The following is a 22,236-nucleotide window of genomic DNA, read 5'->3' as shown; positions in this document are numbered from 1 at the left end:
CAGTAAATAATAACGTTAAGCCCAGAGCTCTAGATTTCAGACATCTATCGCGGCTGGGCTTTTTGTTTGATGTGTTTTAGGGAGCTAATCTGAAAGCGGCAATCGATAGCTGTTTTTCAACTCTTTCACCGAGATGTTCGACTGAATCGCACTCACGCCTTTTACTCGTCTGATCGAGCTAATACGCTCAAAGTACTCTTCCAAATCTTTCGCCAACACTTGCACCATGTAATCGGCGCCCCCTGCAATGCAGTGACACATTGGAATCCAATCGGTTACCGCGACAAACTCTTCGAACGGTTCTGTGTTTTCTACTTCATGGTTGCCTAAAGTAACAAGAGTAAAACCAGCCACATGAAAGCCTAATTTCTTACGATTCAGCTTAGCGGCGTAACCATCGATATAGCCAGTTTCTTCCATGCGTTTCCAACGACGCCAGCATGGGGTTTCGCTGAGGTTGACCTTCTCTGCGAGCTTGCTGTTGCTCATGCGTCCGTCTTGTTGGATATGTTCTAAGATGGCGATATCTGTGTCATCTAACACTTCTTTGGTGGATTCTTTCTGTTTCATGGTTGTTTTAGAAAAGTCTTGCTCAAATTTGGATTAATATTAGCCTATATAGCAATTTAATTCCTAGTCGAATCTGTAAACTCTCCCCCTATAAATACTTTACTTATTAGGAGTGAGAGGAAATGAGCTCTCAATTAATGCTGGCGTTCTTGCTATTTTCAACATCAATTGCAATTACCCCTGGGGCAGGCAATATCGCATTACTTGGGATTTCAAGTCGTTATGGATTTGCTGCGACTTTACCTTTTATCTCTGGGAACGCTGTTGGCATCATCATCGTACTGGCAGGTTCTAGTGTCGGTTTGGTGAGCCTATTTACCCTTTATCCAGAGCTATACAACATTTTGAAATACGCGGGTGCGGCTTATTTGCTGTTCATGGCATGGTCGATTGCGAACATGCAAATCGAAGAAAGCACTACCGACAATCGTTCAGGTTTCATGTCTGGTGTGTTGGTGCAGGTGTTAAACCCTAAAGGTTGGATAGCGTCATTAACCGTGTTTTCACAGTTCATTACTCCGAACGCAGATTACTTGATTCAAGTAGTGACCATTATCGCGGGCATGGTGATTACCGGTGTGCCGTGCATGTTGGTGTGGGCGTATTGCGGCACCATGCTTAAAAAGTTGCTGCAATCACCAAAACAGATGATGTTTGTGAACCGTTGCTTGGGCGGAAGCTTAGCGATGGTGGTTGCCTTCATGCTTTATCAACCGGCATAAATCACAAAGAAAAAAACCACTCCTAAATCCATAGGAGTGGTGTCTAAATGTCGACTAAGTCGTTAACAGTAAAGAATTAAGTTAACAAATATTTAAGGAACTTGAGTTAAAAGCTTTTAAGACTAGAAGCTTTTAAGTGTAAAGGTTAAGCGGTTTCAGCCTCTTTAACTGGAGCTGAGTTACGGATTAGGTGGTCAAATGCACCTAAGCTTGCTTTCGCACCTTCACCCATCGCAATGATGATCTGTTTGTAAGGTACGGTTGTTACGTCACCCGCTGCGAATACACCTTTCATTGATGTTGCGCCATGAGCGTTAATTTCAATTTCACCGCGTGGTGAGAGCTCAACTTTCGAACCCTTCAACCATTCGCTATTTGGCATCAGGCCGATTTGAACAAAGATACCTGCGAGTTCGATCTGTTTAAGTTCATCGGTGTTGCGATCTTTGTATTCCAGACCGGTTACACGGTTGCCATCACCAATCACTTGCGTTGTTTGTGCCATCTTGATGATTTCGATGTTTGGTGTTGCGTTTGCTTTGTCGATAAGCACTTGGTCGGCACGCAGTGTGTCTGCAAATTCAAGTACGGTTACGTGTTCAACGATACCCGCTAAATCAATTGCCGCTTCGATGCCTGAGTTACCGCCACCGATAACTGCTGTTTTCTTACCTTTGAACAATGGACCATCACAGTGTGGGCAGTAAGCGACGCCTTTATTGCGGTACTCTTGCTCACCCGGAACGTTCATTTCACGCCAGCGAGCACCGGTACTTGTGATAACCGTGCGAGCTCGTAGTGTTGCGCCGCTCTCTAGCTCAACGTGGATGTAGCCGTCTTCTGTGTCTTCTGCTGCAATGATGTTTGCAGCGCGCTGCTCAGTCATCACTTCAACACCGTACTCTTTTACATGCTCTTCAAGGCTTGCCACTAACTTAGGGCCGGTGGTCGCTTTCACTGAGATAAAGTTCTCAATCGCCATGGTATCCATCACTTGGCCACCGAATCGATCAGCAACCACACCTGTGCGAATGCCTTTACGTGCAGCATAAATTGCCGCTGAAGAACCTGCAGGGCCGCCGCCGACAACCAATACATCAAAGGGTGCTTGTTGGTTTAGGTTTGCTGCTTTCTTTTGTGCTGCGCCTGAATCAACCTTGTTCAGGATCTCTGCCAGTGACATACGGCCTTGACCAAATAGCTCACCATTAACGAACACGCTTGGCACTGCCATGATGTCGCGAGACTTCACTTCATCTTGGAATGCTGCGCCATCAATCATCGTTGTCTTAACCAGAGGGTTAATCGCCGACATCATGTTGAATGCCTGAACCACTTCTGGACAGTTTTGGCATGAGAGTGAGATGAAAATCTCTACATTAAGCTCTTGATTGAGTTCTTTAATTTGTTCGATTACGTCCGCTTCAAGCTTGATAGGGTGACCACCACTATGAAGCAGTGCTAGAACCAGTGACGTAAATTCGTGACCCATTGGCAAACCGGCAAAACCGATCGCGGTGCCTTTCTCTTGGTTCACTACCTGCATGATTGGGCTGCGCGTGCTCGCGCTATCATCACGGATCACTTCAATTTTGTCGGTTAAAGACGCAATATCATTCGCCAGATCTTGAAGTTTGTTCGCTGTGTCGCTGCCATCCAGGCTAAGGACTAATTGAACATTGGTTTTTAGGTTTTCTAGGTATGCTTTTAGCTGCTGCTTCATTGCTTGATCTAACATAATCGTGCCTGCTCTTAAATTCTGTGTCTTGGTATTGACCAATACCTTCTTGCTGAAAAAGGAAAATAAAAAGGGGGCGCAAGTCGGCAAATATTGTGGTGTTGATGTTTTGAAAGGGTGGCGCGCGACTGCCCTTTAGGAGGGGGGCCGAAGCGCGCCTGTAGAACCGTTTAGCTATTCTTGTTAGCTAGGCTTAGATTAAATCTTGCCTACTAGGTCTAGAGATGGAGCTAGAGTCTCTTCGCCTTCTTTCCATTTAGCTGGGCAAACTTCACCTGGGTTAGCGGCTACGTATTGTGCTGCTTTAACCTTGCGTAGTAGGTCTTCTGCGTCACGGCCGATGCCTTCAGCTGTGATTTCCATTGCTTGGATAACGCCTTCAGGGTCGATTAGGAACGTTGCACGGTCTGCAAGGCCTTGACCTTCACGCATAACGTTGAAGTTATTTGTGATGTTGCCCGTTTGGTCGCCTACCATGAAGTATTCGATAGTGCCGATTTTGTCAGAAGTATCGTGCCATGCTTTGTGAGAGAAGTGCGTGTCAGTTGATACTGAGTAAACTTCTACGCCGCGAGATTGAAGCTCTGCGTATTTGTCTTGTAGGTCAACTAGCTCAGTTGGACATACAAATGTGAAGTCTGCTGGGTAGAAGAAGAATACAGCCCACTTGCCTTTAACGTCTTGCTCAGTGATTTCTACGAATTCGCCGTTTTTGAATGCTGTTGCGTTGAATGGTTTGATTTCTGTGTTGATCATGTTGGACTCTCTTTCTAATTTGTAGTGTTTAACGCTATCCCGCGTCGATGTAGATATATTGCATTGCCACCGAAAATTAGTGAAATCGGACATTTCTATAGATTCAATAGGCGAATCCTATCTTCGAAAGGAGAAAGTTATCGACAAAAGCTATCAAACCTCAGCAATACTCGATTTGAGTAGCTATGCTCTTTAGGTCGTTCTCTATATTGGGCTGACCTCCTGCTAATGTGAGCGTCTATTTATAGTGTGAGCATGTATGTAGATAGCGTTTCTTTAAGTGAGCTGAAATCCCATGTTAATCTGAGAATAACAAAAAATTATTATTAATATAAATTATGATAATTTCAGTTAATCAAGTTCTCTGCCTATACTCTCTTCATCGAAACGAGATACCGAAGCTAGACTTCGAAAAGCACAGAATAAAAAACGAATTGGAGAAAGTTATGAAAATGAATCACGTAGGCATCATGGTTGGCGATATGGACCAAGCGGTAGAGTTTTACACCAAGGCTCTAGGTCTAAGAGTTGTAATGAACAACACTAAAGTGATGGAAGAACGCGAATCAGCAATTGGCCGTATGTGTATCGCTGTATTTGGTGAAGGCTTCAAAGGCTTCAACATTGCTCACCTAGTAACATCTGATGGCATCGGTGTTGAGATGTTCGAAATGGTTGACCGTGAAGATCGTCATAAGGTTGATTTCTCTCGTCTAGGTATCTTCCACTTCTGTCTACAGCTTCCAAAAGAGCAATTTCATTCAGCGATTAAACGCGTTGAAGAATTTGGCGGTAAAGTTCGTATGGACATCATGCGCTACCACCCAGAAGACGACCTAAAACAAGCGCAAATGGTTTACCTAGAAGACCCGTTTGGCAACCTATTCGAGTTCTACTCTCATTCATACGAAGATACGTACGCGACTGATTACGAGTAATCGCGTTACTACCTTCTATAAAGTAGAAAAGCCGAAACACCCCTAAAGAGGATTGGTAGAGATACCAATCCTTTTTTGTTTGTGCTTTTTGGGGCAGGGGAGATGTGCCGTTGGCAGCGAGTACTGCATCCACAATGACGAGTTATTGGTCTTCGGTTTTTACGCATCGAACTGAGAACATATAGTCTTTCGAACTTGTTGCTCTGCGTATTTCGTTTTTGTGTGTATTCCACCAAGCGTAAGCAAGTGTTCGGATAATCCCTTTTTTGTCGGATGCGCTGCTCGCGGTCCAAAACTCGGTGTACGCACCTTCAGTGATATACCAACCATTCCATTTTACGCCTGCTGGTCTAGCAAAGAAGTTCTGTTTATTGACAATAGATGGGTCGACTTTGGAAAATAGCCCGTCTGCTTGAGCTTCTTTGAGTTGCAAACCTAACTTTTGCTCACCCCCGCGCCAACCGTTTTGGTGTACTTCTTCCTCAGGCATACCGATGGCCAGTTCCAACTTTTTCCAATCCTCATCGGTGGCCACTCGCCAGCCGACTGGGCAAAGGTTTCGTTGATCTGAAACATCATGCCAATTGTACAAGCGTCCGTATTTTAATAGATTTTCTTGATCATCTTTTGGGATCGCGCCAGATCTTACCGGGCTACCATCTTGGAACTGAGTGCTTCTCAGGCTTTCCGCTAACCAAACCTGTTCCCCGATAGTAACGGTGCGATAAGTGTTGCCTTCCGCGTCTTGAACCGTATCCGTCAGTTGGTATAACTCTTTGTTGATGTCGTTAGCCGATGATGTGGCAGCAATAACCATACTGACTCCTATAGATGAAATTAGCTTTTTCATGATGAATAACCCGTCGTAATCTTATGGGGTTACTTTAACTCTCATGTTGAGCTGAAAATAGGCGATATGCTCTCTAAAACATGCCTATTTATCTCATTTAGTATGGCGGAGAGATCTAATAGTCAGTTTGTTTTATTGCTATGCGATGTTTTCAATCAGCTGTTTTGATTGGCTCCACTGCTTAGGTGACTGGCCATACACACGCTTAAACTCACGACTAAATTGAGAAGAGCTGACGTACCCAACTGCCATCGCCGCTTCATTGACATTCTTACCCGCAGCTATTTTCATCGCCGCATTATTCAAGCGCATCGACTTCATAAATTGGATCGGTGACATTCGGGTCGCTTGTTTGAATTTTCGGTGGAATACCGCTCGGCTCATCCCGACATGCGATGCGAGCTCATCAATCGTGACGTTCTTTGTCAGGTTCAACGATAAATACTCAATTGAGCGAGCAATTTCATTGCCAATGCCAAATGCGCCTCGCACTGAAAGACCAGCCTCGCCTTGTAAGACAGCGTAATAGAGCTCTCTTAAACGACTCTCGCCGAGAATGGCCGTTCCTGCTTTATCGTCTCCTAACTGAATGAGTCGAAGTAGAGCATCAGAAAAAGTGTCGTCCCAATTGGCGAGTGATAACCCTTGAGGTTGTGGGCTACCTTTAGGGACCTTAACTGCGCCGCTGACACTCTCCATTGCGATGGCTAATTCGGTCATCACTTTGGTATCGAGTGAGATAGCTACCCCTAACAATGGATTTTCAGGTGTCGCTGCTGGCGTACCCGCCTCAACAGGCATGGAGACTGAGCAGCACAGGTACTGACTGCTGTCATAGATGTACTTATCGCCATCGAGTATTGCTTCTTTACTGCCGCTTAAAATCACGATTAGCGTTGGTTCATAGACGGCGGGAGCACATGGAATAGCTTGAGTTACCTTAAATAGGCGAACTCCCTTTATACCCGTTTCGATCATGCCATCTTCCGTTATACGACTTTCTACTAGCTGCTTAATTTTCTGCTTCATTAACCTGCACCGTAAGTTCGACCTGATACAAATAGGCATGTTTTTGAGATTAATTCGCCTATTTATGAATCTCTGTGAGAGTTATAGTAACTTCAGACAACAATACTACCGCTGATAGGTGCATGCAAACTGCTTTCGTGCTTTATCAAAAGCTCAATCTGGGTCTGGTCGTTATAACGATAAGGCTTGGTGGAGATAAGTGGTTTTAAAATAAAGAGTTGGAAAAAGAACATGTTAAAAAGCTTCATTCTCATATTGGTTACGCTGTCTTTGATGGCCTGCTCAACACCTAATGTTTATAACGATCTCAATGCAATACCTTCTACGGAAACGGGTGAGCATGAACTCGGTATTGCGTTTGGCGGTGGTGGCGTTCGTGGGTTTATGCACCTAGGCGTGATCAAAGCCTTGGCAGAGGAGGGCATTGCCCCTGATGTGGTGAGCGGCACCTCTGCGGGTTCGATTGCTGCGACTCTATATGCTTCAGGGCTGAGTTATGAAGAGATGGAACTCGCGATAGAGAAAGTTGGCATGTCTGACATCGCCGATTTTGTCTTTTCTTCAAAAGGCTTGGTGAATGGCAAGAACTTGTCAGAATGGATAAACAGCCAAGTGACGTATGATGACCTGTCTGATATGCCAATGCCTGTCGCGCTTACCGCGACCAATCTGACATCGAGAGAGACCGTTATTATTCGTTCGGGTAACCCGGGGCATGCTGTTCAAACCTCATCAACCATTCCCGGCGCATTTGTACCCGTTGAAAACCAAGGTGATATCTTAGTTGATGGTGGTATTTTTAGTGTTGTGCCTGTTTACGCGGCTAAAGATCTCGGTGCTAAAAAGGTGATAGCCGTTGATATCTATTGTCACAATCAAATCACGCCAGAAGTCTCGGCGAGCAAGATTACGCTTGCGGCTTTTCGCATGCAAAGCTGTCGTCTGTCTGAGCAAGAGCTAAACAGTGCCGATGTGGTCATTAGACTGGACTATGAACCGAATGGAAGTGCGGCTTTTAATGAAAAAGAACAAGCGATACAAGCGGGTTATCTAGCTGCAAAAGAGGCGATGCCTGAGATAAAGGCGATGCTCTCCATCTAGCGGCGGAGATATTGCTGAAACACTGTTTGGCTCAAACTCTGGTTAACTGAGATTTAAACGTTTAGAAAGGATTGGTAGAGATACCAATCCTTTTTTGTGTTTGTGGGACTTAATTTAGGAACATCGGATAAACCGTCGGCTGCACTAAAACAAACCGACAATGTTGCTCTTTAGTGCAGCATATCCTTGATGGAAAACTTAACTGATTGATAAATATAATGTTAAACCATTGGCATATATGTTGCTCTATTCCCTTTATGTAAATTGTATACAATAAAAAATACATTAAGGAAGTCACATGGAACAGAACAGTGAATTGATCTACGGGTTAGACGATCGACCTTCAGTTAAAGCAGCCAGTTACGCGGCGCTGCAGCATGTATTAGCCAGTTTTGTTGGCATTATCACCCCCACGCTTATTATCGGTGGCGTTTTAGGGTTAGGTGAACACATTCCTTATCTGATCAGCATGGCATTAATGGTATCTGGGGTAGGTACCTTTATCCAAGCCAGAAAAATAGGGCCAGTTGGTGCTGGGATGATCTGTGTCCAAGGAACCAGCTTTGCGTTCTTAGGATCTGTATTAGGTGCGGGCTTCCTTGTTAAAGCGAATGGCGGTGGTCCGGATGAAATGCTGGCGACCATTTTTGGTGTTTGCTTCTTCGGTGCGTTTGTCGAAATTGTCCTCTCGCGTTTTATCGAAAAGCTGAAAGTGGTGATCACCCCAGTTGTGACCGGAATCGTTATCACCACAATTGGCATCTCTTTGATTAAAGTTGGCGTCACAGATATTGCTGGTGGCGTTGGCGCAGAAGATTTTGGCTCTGGAAGCAATCTGATGTTGGGTGCCATCGTCCTCGGAACGATAGTCGCGCTTAACCTGAGCAACAATAATATGGTTAGGTTGTCGTCGATTTTAGTTGGGATGGTAGTTGGCTGGGGCGTTGCCATTTTGATGGGCAAAGCGTCAATGGTTTCTTTTGCTTCTCAACCGCTATTGAGTATTCCTGTCCCATTTAAATATGGCTTCGCTTTTGATTGGCAAGCCTTCCTGCCTATCGCTTTTATTTACTTGATTACCGTTATTGAAACCACGGGCGACCTTACCGCCAACAGCATGTTTTCAGGGCAGCCGGTTAAAGGGCCTAAATACCTCAATCGACTCAAGGCTGGCGTGCTGGGTGACGGCGTGAACTCACTTATCGCTGCGGTATTCAATACTTTTCCGAACACGACTTTCAGCCAGAACAACGGTGTGATCCATTTTACGGGGATCGCGAGTCGCTACATCGGCTATTTCATTGCCGCGATTCTTTTTCTGTTAGGGCTATTTCCCATCTTAGGTGCGGTATTAATGACGATTCCAAAGCCAGTCTTAGGCGGGGCGACATTAGTGATGTTCGGTACGGTTGCTGCTGCGGGCATCAAAATCATCGCCAATGAGAAACTGGATCGCCGCAGAATCATGACGATAGCCATCTCACTAGGCTTAGGGCTTGGTGTCATGCTGGTACCAGATTTATTGAAAGAAGCACCCAAGCTAGTGCAAAGCATATTTGGCTCACCTGTAACCATGTCTGGTATTGCCGCGCTTGTGATTACCGGGTTGATGTCATTGGTGCCTGAAACAAAAGCCAAGCCGATCTCGGATGCAGTTCAAACCAGTAAAGCGTAACGGGGTTCTTCGTGCTGAACTAAGGATGTTTAACTAGAGCCACATGACATATGTGGCTCTGAACTTTAACTTATTGTGTGACGTGTTGGCATCTCACTTAATTTGGTAAATAACATAAAATTATCATTAATATAAATTATGATAATTTCAGTTAATCAGCGTATCTCCATATACTCTCTCCATCGAAACTGAAGACCGAAGCAGTCTTCGAAAAATACAGAATTAAAGAGAATTTGGAGAAAGTTATGAAAATGAATCACGTAGGCATCATGGTTGGGGACATGGACCAAGCAGTCGAGTTTTACACGAAAGCTTTAGGTCTAAGAGTCGTAATGAACAACACCAAAGTGATGGAAGAGCGCGAATCAGCAATCGGCCGCATGTGTATCGCTGTGTTCGGTGAAGGCTTCAAAGGTTTCAACATTGCTCACCTAGTAACATCTGATGGCATCGGTGTTGAGCTGTTCGAAATGAAAGAGCGCCAAGAGCGTCACGAAGTCGATTTCTCTCGCTTAGGTATCTTCCACTTCTGTCTGCAGCTGCCAAAAGAGCAGTTTCATTCAGCGATTAAGCGCGTTGAAGAGTTTGGCGGTAAGGTTCGTATGGACATCATGCGCTACCACCCAGAAGACGAACTAAAACAAGCACAAATGGTTTACCTAGAAGACCCGTTTGGCAACCTATTCGAATTCTACTCGCACACATACGAAGACACGTACGCGACTGACTACGAGTAATAACGTTATCTACCTTCCATAAGGTAGAAGAACCGAAACACCCCCTAAAGAGGATTGGTAGAGATACCAATCCTTTTTTTGTTTGCGGTGGTTAAGGAACTAAAGAGTCTACTCCACTATTGGATGATGCTAAGTTCGACCTGAGTTTCATGTGGAAATGAGCTTAATGGGGATACCCATGTCGGTAACCGACCAACCCTTTTGTGTGATTCAAAAGAGTTGATACAGGTTACGAGCAAACCCCTTAGTAACCGCCTCTTGTTTAACGGTTTTCCTTTTCATAGTGGTTTGCGATTGCTTCAAAAGCGGCTAAGCGAGGTAAGTTGGTTGACCTTGCTGCATTTGAGGCTGATTGTGCTGATGAAAACGTCGCGATAACAAGGTTTTGTTCTTGGTTGATGTACAGATGTTGACCATACACTCCTCTAAAGGTCGCGATTCCTTTTTCGCTATCATGAACCCACAAATAGTTTTTGTACCCTTCAAGCCACTGGTCGTAAACACCTGAATCTTTGTCTTTGTAAATACTACGATCCATATGTTTTCTCTCATCTTCAGTTAGATTGAAGGTATCTTCTATCCATGCTTTGGAAAAGACTTGTTGTCCATTGAAACTTCCGTCGTTGGCAATAGCGATACCGACTCTGGCAAAGTCTCTTAGCGTCGTTGCGAATCCACCTGTGGCAATTGGGGTGAATGTCATATCAGCCATAAGAGTTGCATCGTGTTCAACGCCAAGCTTGTACCAGATGTTTTCAGCTATAAAATCTTGTAGCGGTTGTCCCGATACTCGAGTTATGAGCCACCCAGCAACGTCAACATTAGGTGAATGGTATTCATATTTGTGGTTCACCGCCAAATCTGTATTTTGCTCAAAATCAGGAGCAAATTCTAATACGCCTCTCGGGGTATCGTCCTTAGTTGGATCAAGCATCATTAAGTCATATGCAGGTACTAAGCCTAAGCGACGAAAGTACTCAAAGTGCATAGTGCCAGGGGTGATATTGGCATAATCTTCGCTGTAGTCTAGAGCTGATGTCATGTTCAGAACAGTTCTCACTGTTTGTTTCCCGAAATGACTGCCTTGTAATTCTTTAATGTAGCTTTCAACGGTTTTATTAGGATCTAGCTTACCTTGCTCAACGAGAATACCAATAGCCTGACCAATGAGTGATTTAGTGCTTGATGCCCACATGTGGTGATCTTTAGGTCCAAAAGTACCAAAGTATTCTTCATCAACAATTTGACCGTCTTTGATAACGATATAACCATCAGTGCGGTCATTTAACATCGCTTCTTTGACGGTGTAATTCTGTTCAGCATATTGGAACTGAAGTTGAGCAATATTTTGGTCTAGTCTTTCTGGTAATACTGAAACATTGCCATCACGAGGGACCATTAATGTTGGGTGAATCCCCATATTTTGGAAAGCCCAATGGTTGTAATCAGGGTGCATCCAATTTCCTAATGTCACCTGCTCATTTGCATCCGTTAAAACTGAGTACATTGCAGTCGCATTGTCGTTTGCAGATACCGCGAATGCTGAGATGGACGCCAAAATTGCGATCGATTTTAATTTCATATTTATAGCCCTTGTTTATTCCTAATCATCTTTGGACACATAATATGTTTGTTAAAGGATACACACGAATACATAATGTACGTATTACCCATACATTAGTGCTGAAGGGCAGTTATGGTCACATTGGAGCAACTCTCTTGTTTTAAAGCGGTATACGCGCTTAATAGCTACAGTAAAGCCGCAAGATCAACGGATAAAACAAGAGCTACGGTTCGAGAAAGAGTCAAAGCGTTAGAAGATATTTTGGGTTTTGAGCTATTTGAGATTCAGGGTAAAACAGTGGTCCCGACTAAGAGCGCGAGACATTTGTATGTTAGAGCTGACAACTTGATCAGACAGTCAAAAGAGTTTTATAGCGTTGCCTTGTCTACTTTTTCTACTGATGTCACTTCTATCGTCTTACACCATGATGATTTAATACCACTGTGTTTACTGTCCGATATCGATGACGCGATTGAGCGTGAGTTTCCTGATATTTCGATAAATTGGCTGCAAAGAGACCGAGGTTCAAGCTTTAAAGATATCGAAGCGGGTGATGCGCTGTTTTCAATTATGCCGACTATTGGTCAGATCTTTCCGAACACTAAAGTTGGAGTCGTTAATTTAGGCACCTATCAATATGCCCCCTTTACTTCAATGGAATCTGGCATCTCCCATCAGGCTATCGATCTTAATGAGTTAACCACTGAGGATTTTCTGCTGACCGAAAACTCTGTATTGAATGAAATGAGATATGCGAACATCAGTAATCGAAAGCACCTTGTTTCGAATAACGATATGTTGCTAAACAAGATTCAAAAAAAGGGTTGGACGCTGTTAAGTACTGCAAATGCGCAAGATTTTGTCGATGCAGGGAAGTTGAGAAAGATAAACGTCAAGGAAACACTAGTGAACTTGAGGCAAGAGATGGTGTTGTTTTATCCGCTGCATTCAGAGATGAATAAAACACGAAGCCGAATTATTGAAATAGCCAAGGAATGCGCCGCTGTTTTTGCTAACGGCCGTTACTCATAACCTCATGGCTTAACGATATCGTGAAAATCTGTGTAAGTTCAAAACAGAGAGCCTATGCAGAATTTCGTATTAAAGCCTGGCATGCTATTCGAATTCTACTCGTACACATACGAAGATACCTACGCGATTGATTACGGACAATTGCTCTTAAGGCAGAAAAACCGAAACACCCCTTAAAGAGGATTGGTAGCGATACCAATCCTTTTTTTGGGTTGGTTATGATGGACATGGTTCGATTTATAGATCGTCATCAGTCAAATACCTTCTGCTGACGTACGAGATACAAAAACTAAAGAGCAGTTCAGAAATGCTCAGTGAGGAAATCCAAAAACACTCGAACCTTGCTCGGAACTAGCTGGCGGTTTTGATAGATTGCGTATGTGCTGGTTTCATAGTTACATGGGCTAAACGTAAACTCAGGGAGCAATTGCACCAATTTACCTATTTTAAGTTCTTCTTCAATCGCCCATTGTGGGAGCAGGGCAATACCACCACCGTTCAATATCAATTGCTTTTGCCCGTTCACAGAGTCGACTTCCATGTAATAAGAGATGTCGATTTTTTGCGGTTTTCTACCCAATACAAACCAATCATGCCACCCCTTATAGCCATAAACCAAACAGTCATGTTTTGCTAGATCTTCAACATGTTGGGGGGCTTTTTTTCTTCTTACATAGTCAGGGCTGGCGCATAGAATAAAGTTGTTTTGGACGAGCTTCTTAGCGATCAAATTAGAATCCGGCAGTCGGCCACTGCGAATCGCGATATCCACATTTTCCTCGATCAAATCGACCACTCTTTCTGTGATTTCAATTTCAATATCGACCTCGGGAAAGGCAGCCCTAAAGATAGGAACAAGGGGCAAGATTTTGCTTTCTCCAAACGCAACGGTCGTGCTTATTTTGAGGCTCCCCCTCGGCGAGTGATGCAATGCGCTGACGACTCGTTTCGCTTCATCAAACTCGCCCGTAATTCGCTTGGAATATTGATAGAACGATTGACCTGCTTCAGTGACCCCTACGTTGCGTGTCGAGCGCTCTAACAGTCGCACATTGAGTTCTTCTTCTAACGCCGAGAGCTGTCGTGAGATAGAAGAGGGCTGAATATCAAAAATCCGACTGGCTTTGGAGATACTTCCTTGCTCAACCACGCAGTTGAAATAGGCAAGACGATTGAAAAGGCTCATGTGTATTCCTCGTTAAATGACGGTTTCAGTTCTTTCAAAATGCAGCCTTCTAAACAAGATGGTTGGCGCCCGCAGTATAAGTGACATTGATGCTTTAACTGTCACTAAGTGTTAGATTAATTGCTTTTAAAGCAAAACTGAATTGCTTCTCGGCAGATTCAAACCTTAGGTTGTTGTCTTTATGATTCTCCACATCATCACCAACAACGAGCAATAATCATGAATGCAATTAAAACAGCCACTATCGCAGCCTGCTTTTCGGTAACAGCTCAACATTTGATTGATAAGCTTATTACGAGCGGAACCCGTGTCGTCGCTTTTGGGCGTATCGGCGATGAAGCAAGAGCAAAAAGCTTAGAAGATAAGTATTCAGGTCATCTGACCGTGTTACTTGGAGACCTTACGGATGAAGAGCAAAGCCAAGCGCTTGCTGCTGAGGCTTCAAAAATCTTAGGTCATATCGATGCTCATTTTCATTGCTCTGGCATTTATATCTGGAGTCATTGGACTGATGTGGAAGTGAGTAAAATGTCAGACTTATGGAACGCGAACTTTATGACGGCGTTTGTCTTCGGAAGAGAAATTTTTAAATTAATGAAGTCGCAAGGGAAAGGTTCAATGATGTTCGTTTCTGCGCGTGATACAGCACGTAACATACCCGCAGGATTCGGACCTTACATGGCATCTAAAATAGCATTGAATGCTTTGGTCGAAAGCTTGGCTGCAGAGGCGGCTTCATCTAATGTTCAAGTGAATGCAGTGTTGCCGACCATTGTTGATACTGAAGTAAATCGACAAGCACTTCCTGAGGCTGACCACTCTACTTGGGTAGATCCTGTAGATTTGGCAGATTTGATGATGGAGTTGACCCAACCGAATAAAACTTATCTAAGTGGCTCTCTAATAACCGTTAACAACAAGATGCATTAATCATAGGTTAGTAAGTTTGGATAGCGTTGTGCTACCTACAACAAACTAGCAAACCGCCCCCCTAAAGAGGATTGGTAGAGATACCAATCCTTTTTTGTCTCTAGATTAAGGAAATGGTCTTTAAAGTCGCTGATTAATCGTAACTAACTAAAATGTCAATATAGAACTAAGCTTTCTTAACGATATTAGCTAAAATGGAAGGTGATAATGAGAAGAGAATTTGAGCGATGGATGGTCAAACAAGAGCGTAAAAAGCCAAATACCTCCTACCAATATGCTCAGGCTATCGAGAAAGTATCAAATCACTATTCGACACATACTCAGCAAAATATTGATTTATACAGAATTCTAGATACTGATCTTTTATGGAACATAAAAGAAGATTATTCCATGCATGGGAAGTTTAGCGAGTTTGGTGGGAAAGGAAATGGGACGATTAGAAACGCTGTGGCAACTTATTATAGATATAGAATGGAGTGGGCAGTAAACTCATCTTTACCTAAAGATATTGAGGAAGAAGATACCTCGACATCTGATTGTGGTAATAGGGATATTTCGGAAGATAAGTCTTTCAATTTATCTTACGAGCGTGATTTACAATCATCTATGATTCTTCAAATCGACTCTCTTTTCCCAGAATATCAAATAAATGGTGGCGATACTTTAGAAGGGGTGGAGTTTGCCATTAACGGAAAAAGAATTGATATTCTTTTAGAGCACCAATTAGACAAGACATTTTTAGCGCTGGAATTAAAAGCAGGAATAGCTGATTTTAAAGTGTTTGGCCAAGTCGCGATGTACCTAGGGTTATTAGAAGAAAGATTCCCTGACCGGAGCTGTAAAGGAGTGATTGTTTGCGGCCAAGTCGATGAGTCATTAGCTCTTGCTTGTAAAATGAGTAATAGGGTGGCTTTAAAACAATATGAGATGCAACTTGTGCTAAATGACTATAAATAAAGCTCCTTCCTGATTAGAGGGTATATATTAGGTTTAGCCTTGTGTGGTTATTAAATATAAGGGAAACATATGAATACCGACAATTCCCCCATTGTTGTTGCTCCTGATAATAGCACCTCAGCTCTTCAACGAGTGAATATCATGGATAATAGTTATTACAGTGAAAAGTGGCTCCAAGAACTGATATTTAGAAATGAGCGATTGCTGCCGTTTTATGAGATTGAACCTGATTATGTAGGGGCTTTTCCTGTGTGCATGGAACTACCAACGCGATCCGGTAGGGTTGATTGTCTACATGTTACTAGTACGGGGCGATTAGTTATTACTGAAGTGAAGCTATATCGAAATCCAGAATCAAGACGAGAAGTTATGGGGCAGATTCTAGATTATGCGAAAGATCTTGTGTCTATGGATTATATGATGCTCGATGAGAGTATTAAAAAAAGTACAAACGGTCGCTCACTTTATGATTTCGTTCATGACATCGACAAAAACATTTGTGAGGCTAGTTTCATTGATTCCGTACAAAAGAATTTGAAACGAGGGCGCTTTTTACTGCTAATTGTTGGTGATGGAATTCGAGAAGGTGCGTTTGATATTAAGGAGTTTTTAAACCGAAACGCATCAATGGAGTTTACATTTGCAATGGTTGAAATACGTGTCTTCCATATGAATGACAAGCATTTTCTTGTACAACCGCAGGTTTTGCATAAAACGAATATAATTCAAAGACATGTTATATCTATAGAAAATCACTCGAGTGACCATGTAGTCGAACTTATCGAGGATACCCCTCCTCAAGACTCTCCATTAATGCAGAAAGCTCAAGATCGTTCTGAATTTAATGAAACATTCTGGCGTGTATTTCTTCTTAACATAAAACTAAATGATAAGACTCAACCTCTTCCTACAGCGTCAACCCAAAGCCATATATCCTTCCAGTTACCACCTACTACTTCTGTGAGTTGGATTACCGTGTATAAGCTTGATAATGGAGAGGTAGGTGTATTTGCCCGTTTTGCTAAAAGTCCACAAGGAGAAAAACTTTACCAAGATATACGCTTATCCAAGAGTCTTTTTCAAGAGTCATTATTGGGAGAGGCGATTTGGGTAGATACTGAGAGAAAAATAATCTTGCCTAAGATGGAGTTCAAACTAAACGACCGTAACAATTGGAAAAAAGCTCATGAATACTACCAGACTCAACTCAATATTTTGATTGATGAACTGCGACCGCTTCTTAAGCGTCTAGTCAGTAACGATAATTTTGACTCTGTTTAAATGAACTTGAAAATTGCCTTAGTGAAACGGTAAAAGGATTGGTAGAGATACCAATCCTTTTTTGTTTGTGTGCTTTTTAAGTGCTCCATCATATGATGAGGTTAATAAAGCAACAGCTTTAAAGCGTTGTTAAAGTTGACGTTTTGAAGATAAAACCTTTCATGAATATGACTGAAGCGAGCGTGCTTCATGAAAATATTGCGGAGTCACATTGGTGATAGCCCTCGCTGAGAACTCACAATACTCAGCTTAATACTGCTGAACCGCACTACAATGAAAATAGATAAACATTACATGAAGAAGATCTACTCAAATAGCATGAAAAAACTAAACCTTATCTTTGCCGCTTTTCTTATTACTTTGCTTGCCGGCTGCTCGTCACATGCGGCCGTCGATACCTCAAAAACAAAGAGCTATGCCAATTCACATGCGCTTGTGGGAGTGGCTTCTTGGTATGGCGATAAATTCCACGGAAAACTCACGGCAAGTGGTGAAACGTATAATAAAAATGCTTATACAGCCGCTCACAAAACCTTGCCATTTGGGACTATTGTAAGAGTGACCAATACAGCCAATAACAAGTCTGTCGATGTCAAAATTAACGATAGAGGTCCTTACGTAAAAGGCCGAGTGATTGACCTTTCCCACAAAGCATTTTCTCAAATTGGTGACGTTAAGAAAGGCGTAGTAAAAGTCAAAATTGAGATTATTGATGACAGCAACACCTTTCGATACAAACACTAGAATCCCCTCCTAACCTCCCCTTGGTTTACATCTACGCTCCCTTACCAGTCGTGGGAAAGGGGAGGAACAGAACCTCGATCTCGATGATTGAATATCACATTTATGCTTACTCAATAAGGCTGCTTAGTAGCCTTTTTGTGCCTTTCGATAATTCATTCCAATAAGATTATCTCATTTCTAGTATGTGGGTTGATGATGTTATGTGGTCAATAAATCAGTGCCTTAGCTTTCTTGTCATTAGGGTTCATTGAAATTCATTGTGAAATAATGAAAAGCTGAACTAATCCCAAATTGGCTGTGGCGGGCGTGCAATAGAGAGGGGGAGGTGTTCCAAGGTGGGAGAAGAAGACTCTCAAAGAAGAGGGAAATTACATTTCGTTACTCACTGAAGTAAATCTGAAATATTGGTGACACGGTTCTGAAATTTTTGGTGTTTAGCTTATGGAGTTCTATATCGAATTCAAATAAGGAAATACCCGTGAAGCTAACCCCTGTCGTTGCAGCCGTAATTATGTCTTTCAGTTCAGCAAGTTTTGCTTTTAGCTTGCAACAATCTGCCAATGAAAACAGTGAAGATCTCGTATGGACAGGGCATCTAAGCCCAGACAGCGACACGGTAATGTCTGCGATGCTCGCGGCTCATATCTATGGCGGTACAGCGACAGTTCCAGAGCCGATTAATCCAGAATCCACCTTCATCTTGAACTACTGTAATGCTGAATCACCACGCGTAGAGACAGATTACTCCTCATACCGAGTGGGGCTGGTGGATTTCAACCAAGTCACTCAGCTAGCGCCAACCATTGACCAATCATCTATTGTTGCTGTGGTTGATCATCACGCAATTGGTGGCTCACCGATTAACACACCACAAATTGTCGAAATGGATATTCGAGGTTGGGGATCTGCTGCAACTATTCTGGCTGACAACGCTGAAAAGTTGGATGTGACCCTACCTAAGCACCTTGCTTGTGTCGGCTTAGGCGCGATTCTCTCTGATACTGTGGTATTCCAATCATCGACCACGACTGAGCATGATCGTGAATACGCAGAGAAACTTGCAAAAGTTGCAGGCATTTCAGATATCGAAGATTTCGGTCAACAGATGCTGATTGCTAAGTCGGATCTCAGCCACCTTTCTTCTGAAACCATTCTGACGCTGGATTACAAAAACTTTAAATACGGTGGCAAACAGGTGGGTATCGGTGTGGCTGAAACGCTAACTGCTCAACAACTGATCGACCGCAAAGACGATCTTCTAGCAGCAATGAAAACTTACAAAGAAGAGAACGGGCTAGACTATCTGTTTTTCTCCATCACAGACACTAAGAACAAAGAAGCAAACTTACTTTGGGTGGATGAAAGTGACTACCAAGTCATCAAATCGGCTTTCAACGCTGAACCAACAAGCGATATGTTGACGTTAGAAGGCGTCACTTCGCGTAAGCGTCAGATTGGCCCTGCGGTACAAAAGGCAATTGAGAGCTTGTAAGTTTTAAGAGAGCTTTAGAAGGGATTGGTAGAGATACCAATCCCTTTTTGTTTTTGGGTGTGCTGAATTAGATTTGGATAAAATTGAGTTGCGCTTTTTCTAAATTAACAAAGCTTATGGATAACCCAGATCTAACATAGCTCTTTATGACACGAACCCCCAAGGACATTCACGACCAACCACGTGAAGAGTTAGACTTAGAGCAGTCTTAAACAAGTAACCAATCCTAGTCGCGGCCTTCCATTATCGGTAAGTTAGTATTCATAGTTTGAACTAATAATACAGTGTTTTATTGTTTATAGTAAATCCCAGACAGAATGACTAACAGGACAATGAAATGACCTCAATCAAAACCATTGGTTTAACAGCTATCGCACTTGCACTTATGACAATTACTGGCTGTACCAGCTTAAAGGTAAAGGCTGCGAACGTATTCGTGTCTGACCCAATTATCACACACGCAGACCACGACCAACTTACCGAAGCCAGTTCGAAAATCGATGGTATCCGTTATACATCAATGACGACGACGATCATCACGACCAAAGCAGCCAAGCGCACAAATGGAGTTGCTCGCGTAGACATCGAGGCTGATGGAATCGAAGAGGTGCAATCAAAATGGCATGGTGAAGAACACGTTTGTCAGATGTACCACGATCGCATGAACAATCCAGAAACTGAGGGCCTATCAGACATCGTTGGTAATGGATTGGCGCTGAACTACCAGATCGCTATTCGTGGTGTTGATGGTCAGTCCTATACTTGTTCTGGGCATGTAGATCCACAATAACAAAAAATAACACTGCGCTTTACTGGGTCTATTTCAAAATTTGGAAACGAATTTTTTTATCGCTGTTTGGTGAGCAATGTACCTGTTTTTCACATTAGCTAGTTGTATTACTCGTGCCATACCTAATGAAACGTTTGGGACACTTTCGAGAAAGGAAGTGCCAAAGGTAAAAATTCATCCTACGAAGCTTCTGGACATAAATGAGTTTCGGAGAACCAAGTATTAGCAAATCACGAATTAGCATAAGTATGGAAAGTCACTAAGCTCACTGTCCAGTATTGTTTTTACACAAATCTGACATTGATGAATGCCATAAGCTATCGATATAAACATCAATATATTGTATTATTATATTCGTATTTATACTTATTAGGATTTTCTATGTTGATTCACGAATTTTCGAATAAGGACGTTACCGCTGAGCATGTAATTTTAGCTCAAGCAATACTAGCAGGGACTGCTCAAGGTGATAAAAGTAAAGCACAGCGCTTTATGATTTTTGTAAATGAGATTCCAGATGCGCCGACTGTGCAAAACCTGATTCCACGCTTTAGTCAATTTATCAAGCGCTTTAAAGCCAGCTGACATTCAGAATACGTTACACAGGGATGTGTAATTAAGATCACCAACTCCCCCCTAACCACTACCTACTTTCAAACTCTATCTGACCCTATGCTCGCTCTATATCTAGCCATTGTTGTCGGAGGACAATAGAGTTTGATCAATTTTAAAAACGTTTCTGGACAAAAACGTTTTATAGATTTCACTAAATTAGTAGTTACCGGATTACCTGAGGTATAGCAAAGCTTTTAGTCGATAGGTCGACATCAGTCACCCACAACACAAGTCTTCCCTCTGCAGCTTGTTATGCCAAAGATCAACAGCATACTTCCTTTTTAGGAAGCTTCTGAATTTAGATCTACCCCCATGTATTCCCCTAGCTCCCTTTTTATTCGGTGCAACTCATTAATTGGAACTGTAAAACGAGCATATGAAGCGTCTTGTGAACCTTGAAGGGCAACAACGTACCTTCCAATCTCCGGGTGAGCTGTCGTAGTAATACTCAGGCATTGACCTTCAATAGAGAATTCAGTCACCGTATCCATATTGATATAATAATTATTTTCCAATTTTAACGCTTTTTTTGTCATAGTAAACTCCTTGCTCTCTTGAGAGGTATTAGCGTAACATACTGTTATAATTTAGATTTTTCAATAGTTTCCTTTGTAGGTAGTTGGTTTTCAAAATACTGTCGAAATGCAATATGGACATCTTAAATCCAGTGCTCACTATTATCTGTTTCTAAAAACTTAATTGCTTTTTCAAGTATGGGAAATTCGCTTGGTGCAGTGTCCAGTTTTGCAGTTGCAGTTGCAGTTGCAGATCAGTTGACGATGTCGCTATTATTTCCAAAGAGGGATATGACTATGGGTAAGCCCTTCTTCCTTACTGTTCATTTGATGATCGTAAACTTCTATACAAGCACGGTATTGTTCTGTTCTCAATAGTGAACAATCAACAAACGTCTTTGCCGTAAGAGACTTTGCTGTAGAAGCGGTACTGTCACCAATGCTCGCTGCAAACCACATTCCCAGCAAATTACCGCCCTGTACATACGGTAGTGCCACGTCTACCCCGTCATGGGGGTTGTGGTAGACTTGATCTAAGTTGATACAGGATTGTTGTTCATTTCGAAATCTGCACTCTATCTGCGCATTAATAGCATGGGCCAAGCATATATGAGGGTGTTCTGGTTTCATCCTTTCAATTAATCGCTCTATCGAATGTTTGCTAAAACGTAGATCTGAAGCGTAAAAAGAGTATTTTCCATTAAGCTTAGTTACATAGCCCCCACCAAACTTTTGCGTCATCGGGTCAAAGAATGCCTGCATTGCTATGTGCGACTTATCCCCTAAATAGATGCCTGACACTGCCTTGCCATCACCAATGAACTTCATACACTTTTTCTGTAAATTCTTTATGCCTTTAGCACTGGCAAGTATGTTTAATAGATGATCTTTGTTTTGTTCGCATTCTCTGGCAAGTCTACCAACTAACCCTTTTGCCAATGACTCAGTAATGACTTTTGGGTCAACTCTTAAAGCTCGATTCATATTCACTAACTCCTTATCGTTTGGGCTCGC

22 protein-coding genes are annotated in these 22,236 nt (G+C 42.6%); 13 read left to right on the top strand and 9 right to left on the bottom strand.

Annotated elements, in window-relative coordinates; all coding sequences use genetic code 11:
* Nucleotides 1-84: 84 nt before the first annotated feature.
* Entirely contained in the window at nucleotides 85-570 is a 486-nt protein-coding gene (locus MSG38_RS10840; protein WP_017065258.1) for an Lrp/AsnC family transcriptional regulator, read from the bottom strand.
* A gap of 122 nt (nucleotides 571-692) precedes the next feature.
* Here MSG38_RS10840 and MSG38_RS10835 point away from each other — a divergent pair, with 122 nt between their 5' ends.
* On the top strand, nucleotides 693-1,292 hold the full coding sequence (locus MSG38_RS10835) for a LysE family translocator (RefSeq protein WP_016798109.1): 600 nt from the start codon (nucleotides 693-695) through the stop codon (nucleotides 1,290-1,292).
* A 145-nt stretch (nucleotides 1,293-1,437) separates the two neighbouring features.
* Here MSG38_RS10835 and ahpF read toward each other — a convergent pair whose 3' ends face one another.
* Nucleotides 1,438-3,030, bottom strand: a complete 1,593-nt coding sequence (gene ahpF / locus MSG38_RS10830; RefSeq protein ID WP_050649435.1) for an alkyl hydroperoxide reductase subunit F — start codon at nucleotides 3,028-3,030, stop codon at nucleotides 1,438-1,440.
* A gap of 198 nt (nucleotides 3,031-3,228) precedes the next feature.
* Complete coding sequence (gene ahpC / locus MSG38_RS10825) at nucleotides 3,229-3,786, bottom strand: alkyl hydroperoxide reductase subunit C (protein ID WP_016798107.1); 558 nt, start codon at nucleotides 3,784-3,786, stop codon at nucleotides 3,229-3,231.
* A gap of 446 nt (nucleotides 3,787-4,232) precedes the next feature.
* Between ahpC and MSG38_RS10820 the strand changes: the two genes are divergently transcribed.
* Nucleotides 4,233-4,724, top strand: coding sequence for a VOC family protein (locus tag MSG38_RS10820; RefSeq protein WP_050650295.1), 492 nt, complete (start codon nucleotides 4,233-4,235; stop codon nucleotides 4,722-4,724).
* A 142-nt stretch (nucleotides 4,725-4,866) separates the two neighbouring features.
* On the opposite strand, the gene MSG38_RS10815 is transcribed toward MSG38_RS10820, so the two are convergent.
* The gene (locus MSG38_RS10815) at nucleotides 4,867-5,541 is read right to left on the bottom strand and encodes a fibrobacter succinogenes major paralogous domain-containing protein (RefSeq protein WP_052879814.1); all 675 of its coding nucleotides are present in this window, start codon (nucleotides 5,539-5,541) and stop codon (nucleotides 4,867-4,869) included.
* 171 nt (nucleotides 5,542-5,712) lie between these two features.
* Complete coding sequence (locus MSG38_RS10810) at nucleotides 5,713-6,603, bottom strand: AraC family transcriptional regulator (RefSeq protein WP_082151294.1); 891 nt, start codon at nucleotides 6,601-6,603, stop codon at nucleotides 5,713-5,715.
* Between the two features lie 231 nt (nucleotides 6,604-6,834).
* Between MSG38_RS10810 and MSG38_RS10805 the strand changes: the two genes are divergently transcribed.
* The 3 genes from MSG38_RS10805 to MSG38_RS10795 all read left to right on the top strand — a co-directional run bounded on the left by MSG38_RS10805 (nucleotide 6,835) and on the right by MSG38_RS10795 (nucleotide 10,116).
* Entirely contained in the window at nucleotides 6,835-7,704 is an 870-nt protein-coding gene (locus MSG38_RS10805; protein ID WP_050622070.1) for a patatin-like phospholipase family protein, read from the top strand.
* A 298-nt stretch (nucleotides 7,705-8,002) separates the two neighbouring features.
* On the top strand, nucleotides 8,003-9,379 hold the full coding sequence (locus tag MSG38_RS10800) for a nucleobase:cation symporter-2 family protein (protein ID WP_248401843.1): 1,377 nt from the start codon (nucleotides 8,003-8,005) through the stop codon (nucleotides 9,377-9,379).
* 245 nt (nucleotides 9,380-9,624) lie between these two features.
* Nucleotides 9,625-10,116, top strand: a complete 492-nt coding sequence (locus MSG38_RS10795; protein WP_050712182.1) for a VOC family protein — start codon at nucleotides 9,625-9,627, stop codon at nucleotides 10,114-10,116.
* Nucleotides 10,117-10,378: 262 nt separating this feature from the next.
* On the opposite strand, the gene MSG38_RS10790 is transcribed toward MSG38_RS10795, so the two are convergent.
* Nucleotides 10,379-11,698, bottom strand: a complete 1,320-nt coding sequence (locus tag MSG38_RS10790; RefSeq protein WP_050650290.1) for a serine hydrolase — start codon at nucleotides 11,696-11,698, stop codon at nucleotides 10,379-10,381.
* A gap of 114 nt (nucleotides 11,699-11,812) precedes the next feature.
* Here MSG38_RS10790 and MSG38_RS10785 point away from each other — a divergent pair, with 114 nt between their 5' ends.
* On the top strand, nucleotides 11,813-12,712 hold the full coding sequence (locus MSG38_RS10785; protein ID WP_248401842.1) for a LysR family transcriptional regulator: 900 nt from the start codon (nucleotides 11,813-11,815) through the stop codon (nucleotides 12,710-12,712).
* A gap of 301 nt (nucleotides 12,713-13,013) precedes the next feature.
* On the opposite strand, the gene MSG38_RS10780 is transcribed toward MSG38_RS10785, so the two are convergent.
* Nucleotides 13,014-13,898 (bottom strand): LysR family transcriptional regulator, encoded by an 885-nt coding sequence (locus MSG38_RS10780; protein WP_248401841.1) that lies wholly within the window; start codon nucleotides 13,896-13,898, stop codon nucleotides 13,014-13,016.
* A 219-nt stretch (nucleotides 13,899-14,117) separates the two neighbouring features.
* Between MSG38_RS10780 and MSG38_RS10775 the strand changes: the two genes are divergently transcribed.
* The 7 genes from MSG38_RS10775 to MSG38_RS10745 all read left to right on the top strand — a co-directional run bounded on the left by MSG38_RS10775 (nucleotide 14,118) and on the right by MSG38_RS10745 (nucleotide 20,677).
* Nucleotides 14,118-14,828 (top strand): SDR family oxidoreductase, encoded by a 711-nt coding sequence (locus MSG38_RS10775; RefSeq protein ID WP_050622068.1) that lies wholly within the window; start codon nucleotides 14,118-14,120, stop codon nucleotides 14,826-14,828.
* Nucleotides 14,829-15,035: 207 nt separating this feature from the next.
* A complete protein-coding gene (locus MSG38_RS10770) occupies nucleotides 15,036-15,785 on the top strand; it encodes a hypothetical protein (RefSeq protein ID WP_248401840.1) in 750 nt (249 codons plus the stop codon).
* 69 nt (nucleotides 15,786-15,854) lie between these two features.
* Complete coding sequence (locus MSG38_RS10765; RefSeq protein WP_122082054.1) at nucleotides 15,855-17,066, top strand: hypothetical protein; 1,212 nt, start codon at nucleotides 15,855-15,857, stop codon at nucleotides 17,064-17,066.
* A 294-nt stretch (nucleotides 17,067-17,360) separates the two neighbouring features.
* The gene (locus MSG38_RS10760; protein WP_248401839.1) at nucleotides 17,361-17,810 is read left to right on the top strand and encodes a septal ring lytic transglycosylase RlpA family protein; all 450 of its coding nucleotides are present in this window, start codon (nucleotides 17,361-17,363) and stop codon (nucleotides 17,808-17,810) included.
* Between the two features lie 478 nt (nucleotides 17,811-18,288).
* On the top strand, nucleotides 18,289-19,302 hold the full coding sequence (locus MSG38_RS10755) for a manganese-dependent inorganic pyrophosphatase (protein WP_248401837.1): 1,014 nt from the start codon (nucleotides 18,289-18,291) through the stop codon (nucleotides 19,300-19,302).
* A 337-nt stretch (nucleotides 19,303-19,639) separates the two neighbouring features.
* On the top strand, nucleotides 19,640-20,092 hold the full coding sequence (locus MSG38_RS10750) for a hypothetical protein (RefSeq protein ID WP_050712177.1): 453 nt from the start codon (nucleotides 19,640-19,642) through the stop codon (nucleotides 20,090-20,092).
* A gap of 381 nt (nucleotides 20,093-20,473) precedes the next feature.
* Nucleotides 20,474-20,677: a pyrophosphatase gene (locus tag MSG38_RS10745; protein ID WP_248401835.1), complete on the top strand. Its 204-nt coding sequence runs from the start codon at nucleotides 20,474-20,476 to the stop codon at nucleotides 20,675-20,677.
* Nucleotides 20,678-20,988: 311 nt separating this feature from the next.
* Here the strand turns inward: MSG38_RS10745 and MSG38_RS10740 are convergent, their stop codons facing one another.
* Entirely contained in the window at nucleotides 20,989-21,243 is a 255-nt protein-coding gene (locus MSG38_RS10740) for a hypothetical protein (RefSeq protein WP_141922192.1), read from the bottom strand.
* Between the two features lie 252 nt (nucleotides 21,244-21,495).
* Nucleotides 21,496-22,206 (bottom strand): hypothetical protein, encoded by a 711-nt coding sequence (locus MSG38_RS10735; protein ID WP_141922193.1) that lies wholly within the window; start codon nucleotides 22,204-22,206, stop codon nucleotides 21,496-21,498.
* Nucleotides 22,207-22,236 lie beyond the last annotated feature (30 nt).

Source organism: Vibrio sp. 1CM24A, assembly GCF_023161725.1.
GTDB classification, from domain to species: domain Bacteria; phylum Pseudomonadota; class Gammaproteobacteria; order Enterobacterales; family Vibrionaceae; genus Vibrio; species Vibrio coralliirubri.
The sequence above is the reverse complement of the archived record's forward strand: the minus strand, read 5'-3'. Positions and strand labels throughout refer to the sequence as shown.

What these genes read in the sequence shown, in the direction of transcription:
- MSG38_RS10840 (WP_017065258.1), bottom strand. Translation starts at nt 570, where the DNA reads ATGAAACAGAAAGAATCCACCAAAGAAGTGTTAGATGACACAGATATC.
- MSG38_RS10835 (WP_016798109.1), top strand. Translation starts at nt 693, where the DNA reads ATGAGCTCTCAATTAATGCTGGCGTTCTTGCTATTTTCAACATCAATT.
- ahpF (WP_050649435.1), bottom strand. Translation starts at nt 3,030, where the DNA reads ATGTTAGATCAAGCAATGAAGCAGCAGCTAAAAGCATACCTAGAAAAC.
- ahpC (WP_016798107.1), bottom strand. Translation starts at nt 3,786, where the DNA reads ATGATCAACACAGAAATCAAACCATTCAACGCAACAGCATTCAAAAAC.
- MSG38_RS10820 (WP_050650295.1), top strand. Translation starts at nt 4,233, where the DNA reads ATGAAAATGAATCACGTAGGCATCATGGTTGGCGATATGGACCAAGCG.
- MSG38_RS10815 (WP_052879814.1), bottom strand. Translation starts at nt 5,541, where the DNA reads ATGGTTATTGCTGCCACATCATCGGCTAACGACATCAACAAAGAGTTA.
- MSG38_RS10810 (WP_082151294.1), bottom strand. Translation starts at nt 6,603, where the DNA reads ATGAAGCAGAAAATTAAGCAGCTAGTAGAAAGTCGTATAACGGAAGAT.
- MSG38_RS10805 (WP_050622070.1), top strand. Translation starts at nt 6,835, where the DNA reads ATGTTAAAAAGCTTCATTCTCATATTGGTTACGCTGTCTTTGATGGCC.
- MSG38_RS10800 (WP_248401843.1), top strand. Translation starts at nt 8,003, where the DNA reads ATGGAACAGAACAGTGAATTGATCTACGGGTTAGACGATCGACCTTCA.
- MSG38_RS10795 (WP_050712182.1), top strand. Translation starts at nt 9,625, where the DNA reads ATGAAAATGAATCACGTAGGCATCATGGTTGGGGACATGGACCAAGCA.
- MSG38_RS10790 (WP_050650290.1), bottom strand. Translation starts at nt 11,698, where the DNA reads ATGAAATTAAAATCGATCGCAATTTTGGCGTCCATCTCAGCATTCGCG.
- MSG38_RS10785 (WP_248401842.1), top strand. Translation starts at nt 11,813, where the DNA reads ATGGTCACATTGGAGCAACTCTCTTGTTTTAAAGCGGTATACGCGCTT.
- MSG38_RS10780 (WP_248401841.1), bottom strand. Translation starts at nt 13,898, where the DNA reads ATGAGCCTTTTCAATCGTCTTGCCTATTTCAACTGCGTGGTTGAGCAA.
- MSG38_RS10775 (WP_050622068.1), top strand. Translation starts at nt 14,118, where the DNA reads ATGAATGCAATTAAAACAGCCACTATCGCAGCCTGCTTTTCGGTAACA.
- MSG38_RS10770 (WP_248401840.1), top strand. Translation starts at nt 15,036, where the DNA reads ATGAGAAGAGAATTTGAGCGATGGATGGTCAAACAAGAGCGTAAAAAG.
- MSG38_RS10765 (WP_122082054.1), top strand. Translation starts at nt 15,855, where the DNA reads ATGAATACCGACAATTCCCCCATTGTTGTTGCTCCTGATAATAGCACC.
- MSG38_RS10760 (WP_248401839.1), top strand. Translation starts at nt 17,361, where the DNA reads ATGAAGAAGATCTACTCAAATAGCATGAAAAAACTAAACCTTATCTTT.
- MSG38_RS10750 (WP_050712177.1), top strand. Translation starts at nt 19,640, where the DNA reads ATGACCTCAATCAAAACCATTGGTTTAACAGCTATCGCACTTGCACTT.
- MSG38_RS10745 (WP_248401835.1), top strand. Translation starts at nt 20,474, where the DNA reads ATGTTGATTCACGAATTTTCGAATAAGGACGTTACCGCTGAGCATGTA.
- MSG38_RS10740 (WP_141922192.1), bottom strand. Translation starts at nt 21,243, where the DNA reads ATGACAAAAAAAGCGTTAAAATTGGAAAATAATTATTATATCAATATG.
- MSG38_RS10735 (WP_141922193.1), bottom strand. Translation starts at nt 22,206, where the DNA reads ATGAATCGAGCTTTAAGAGTTGACCCAAAAGTCATTACTGAGTCATTG.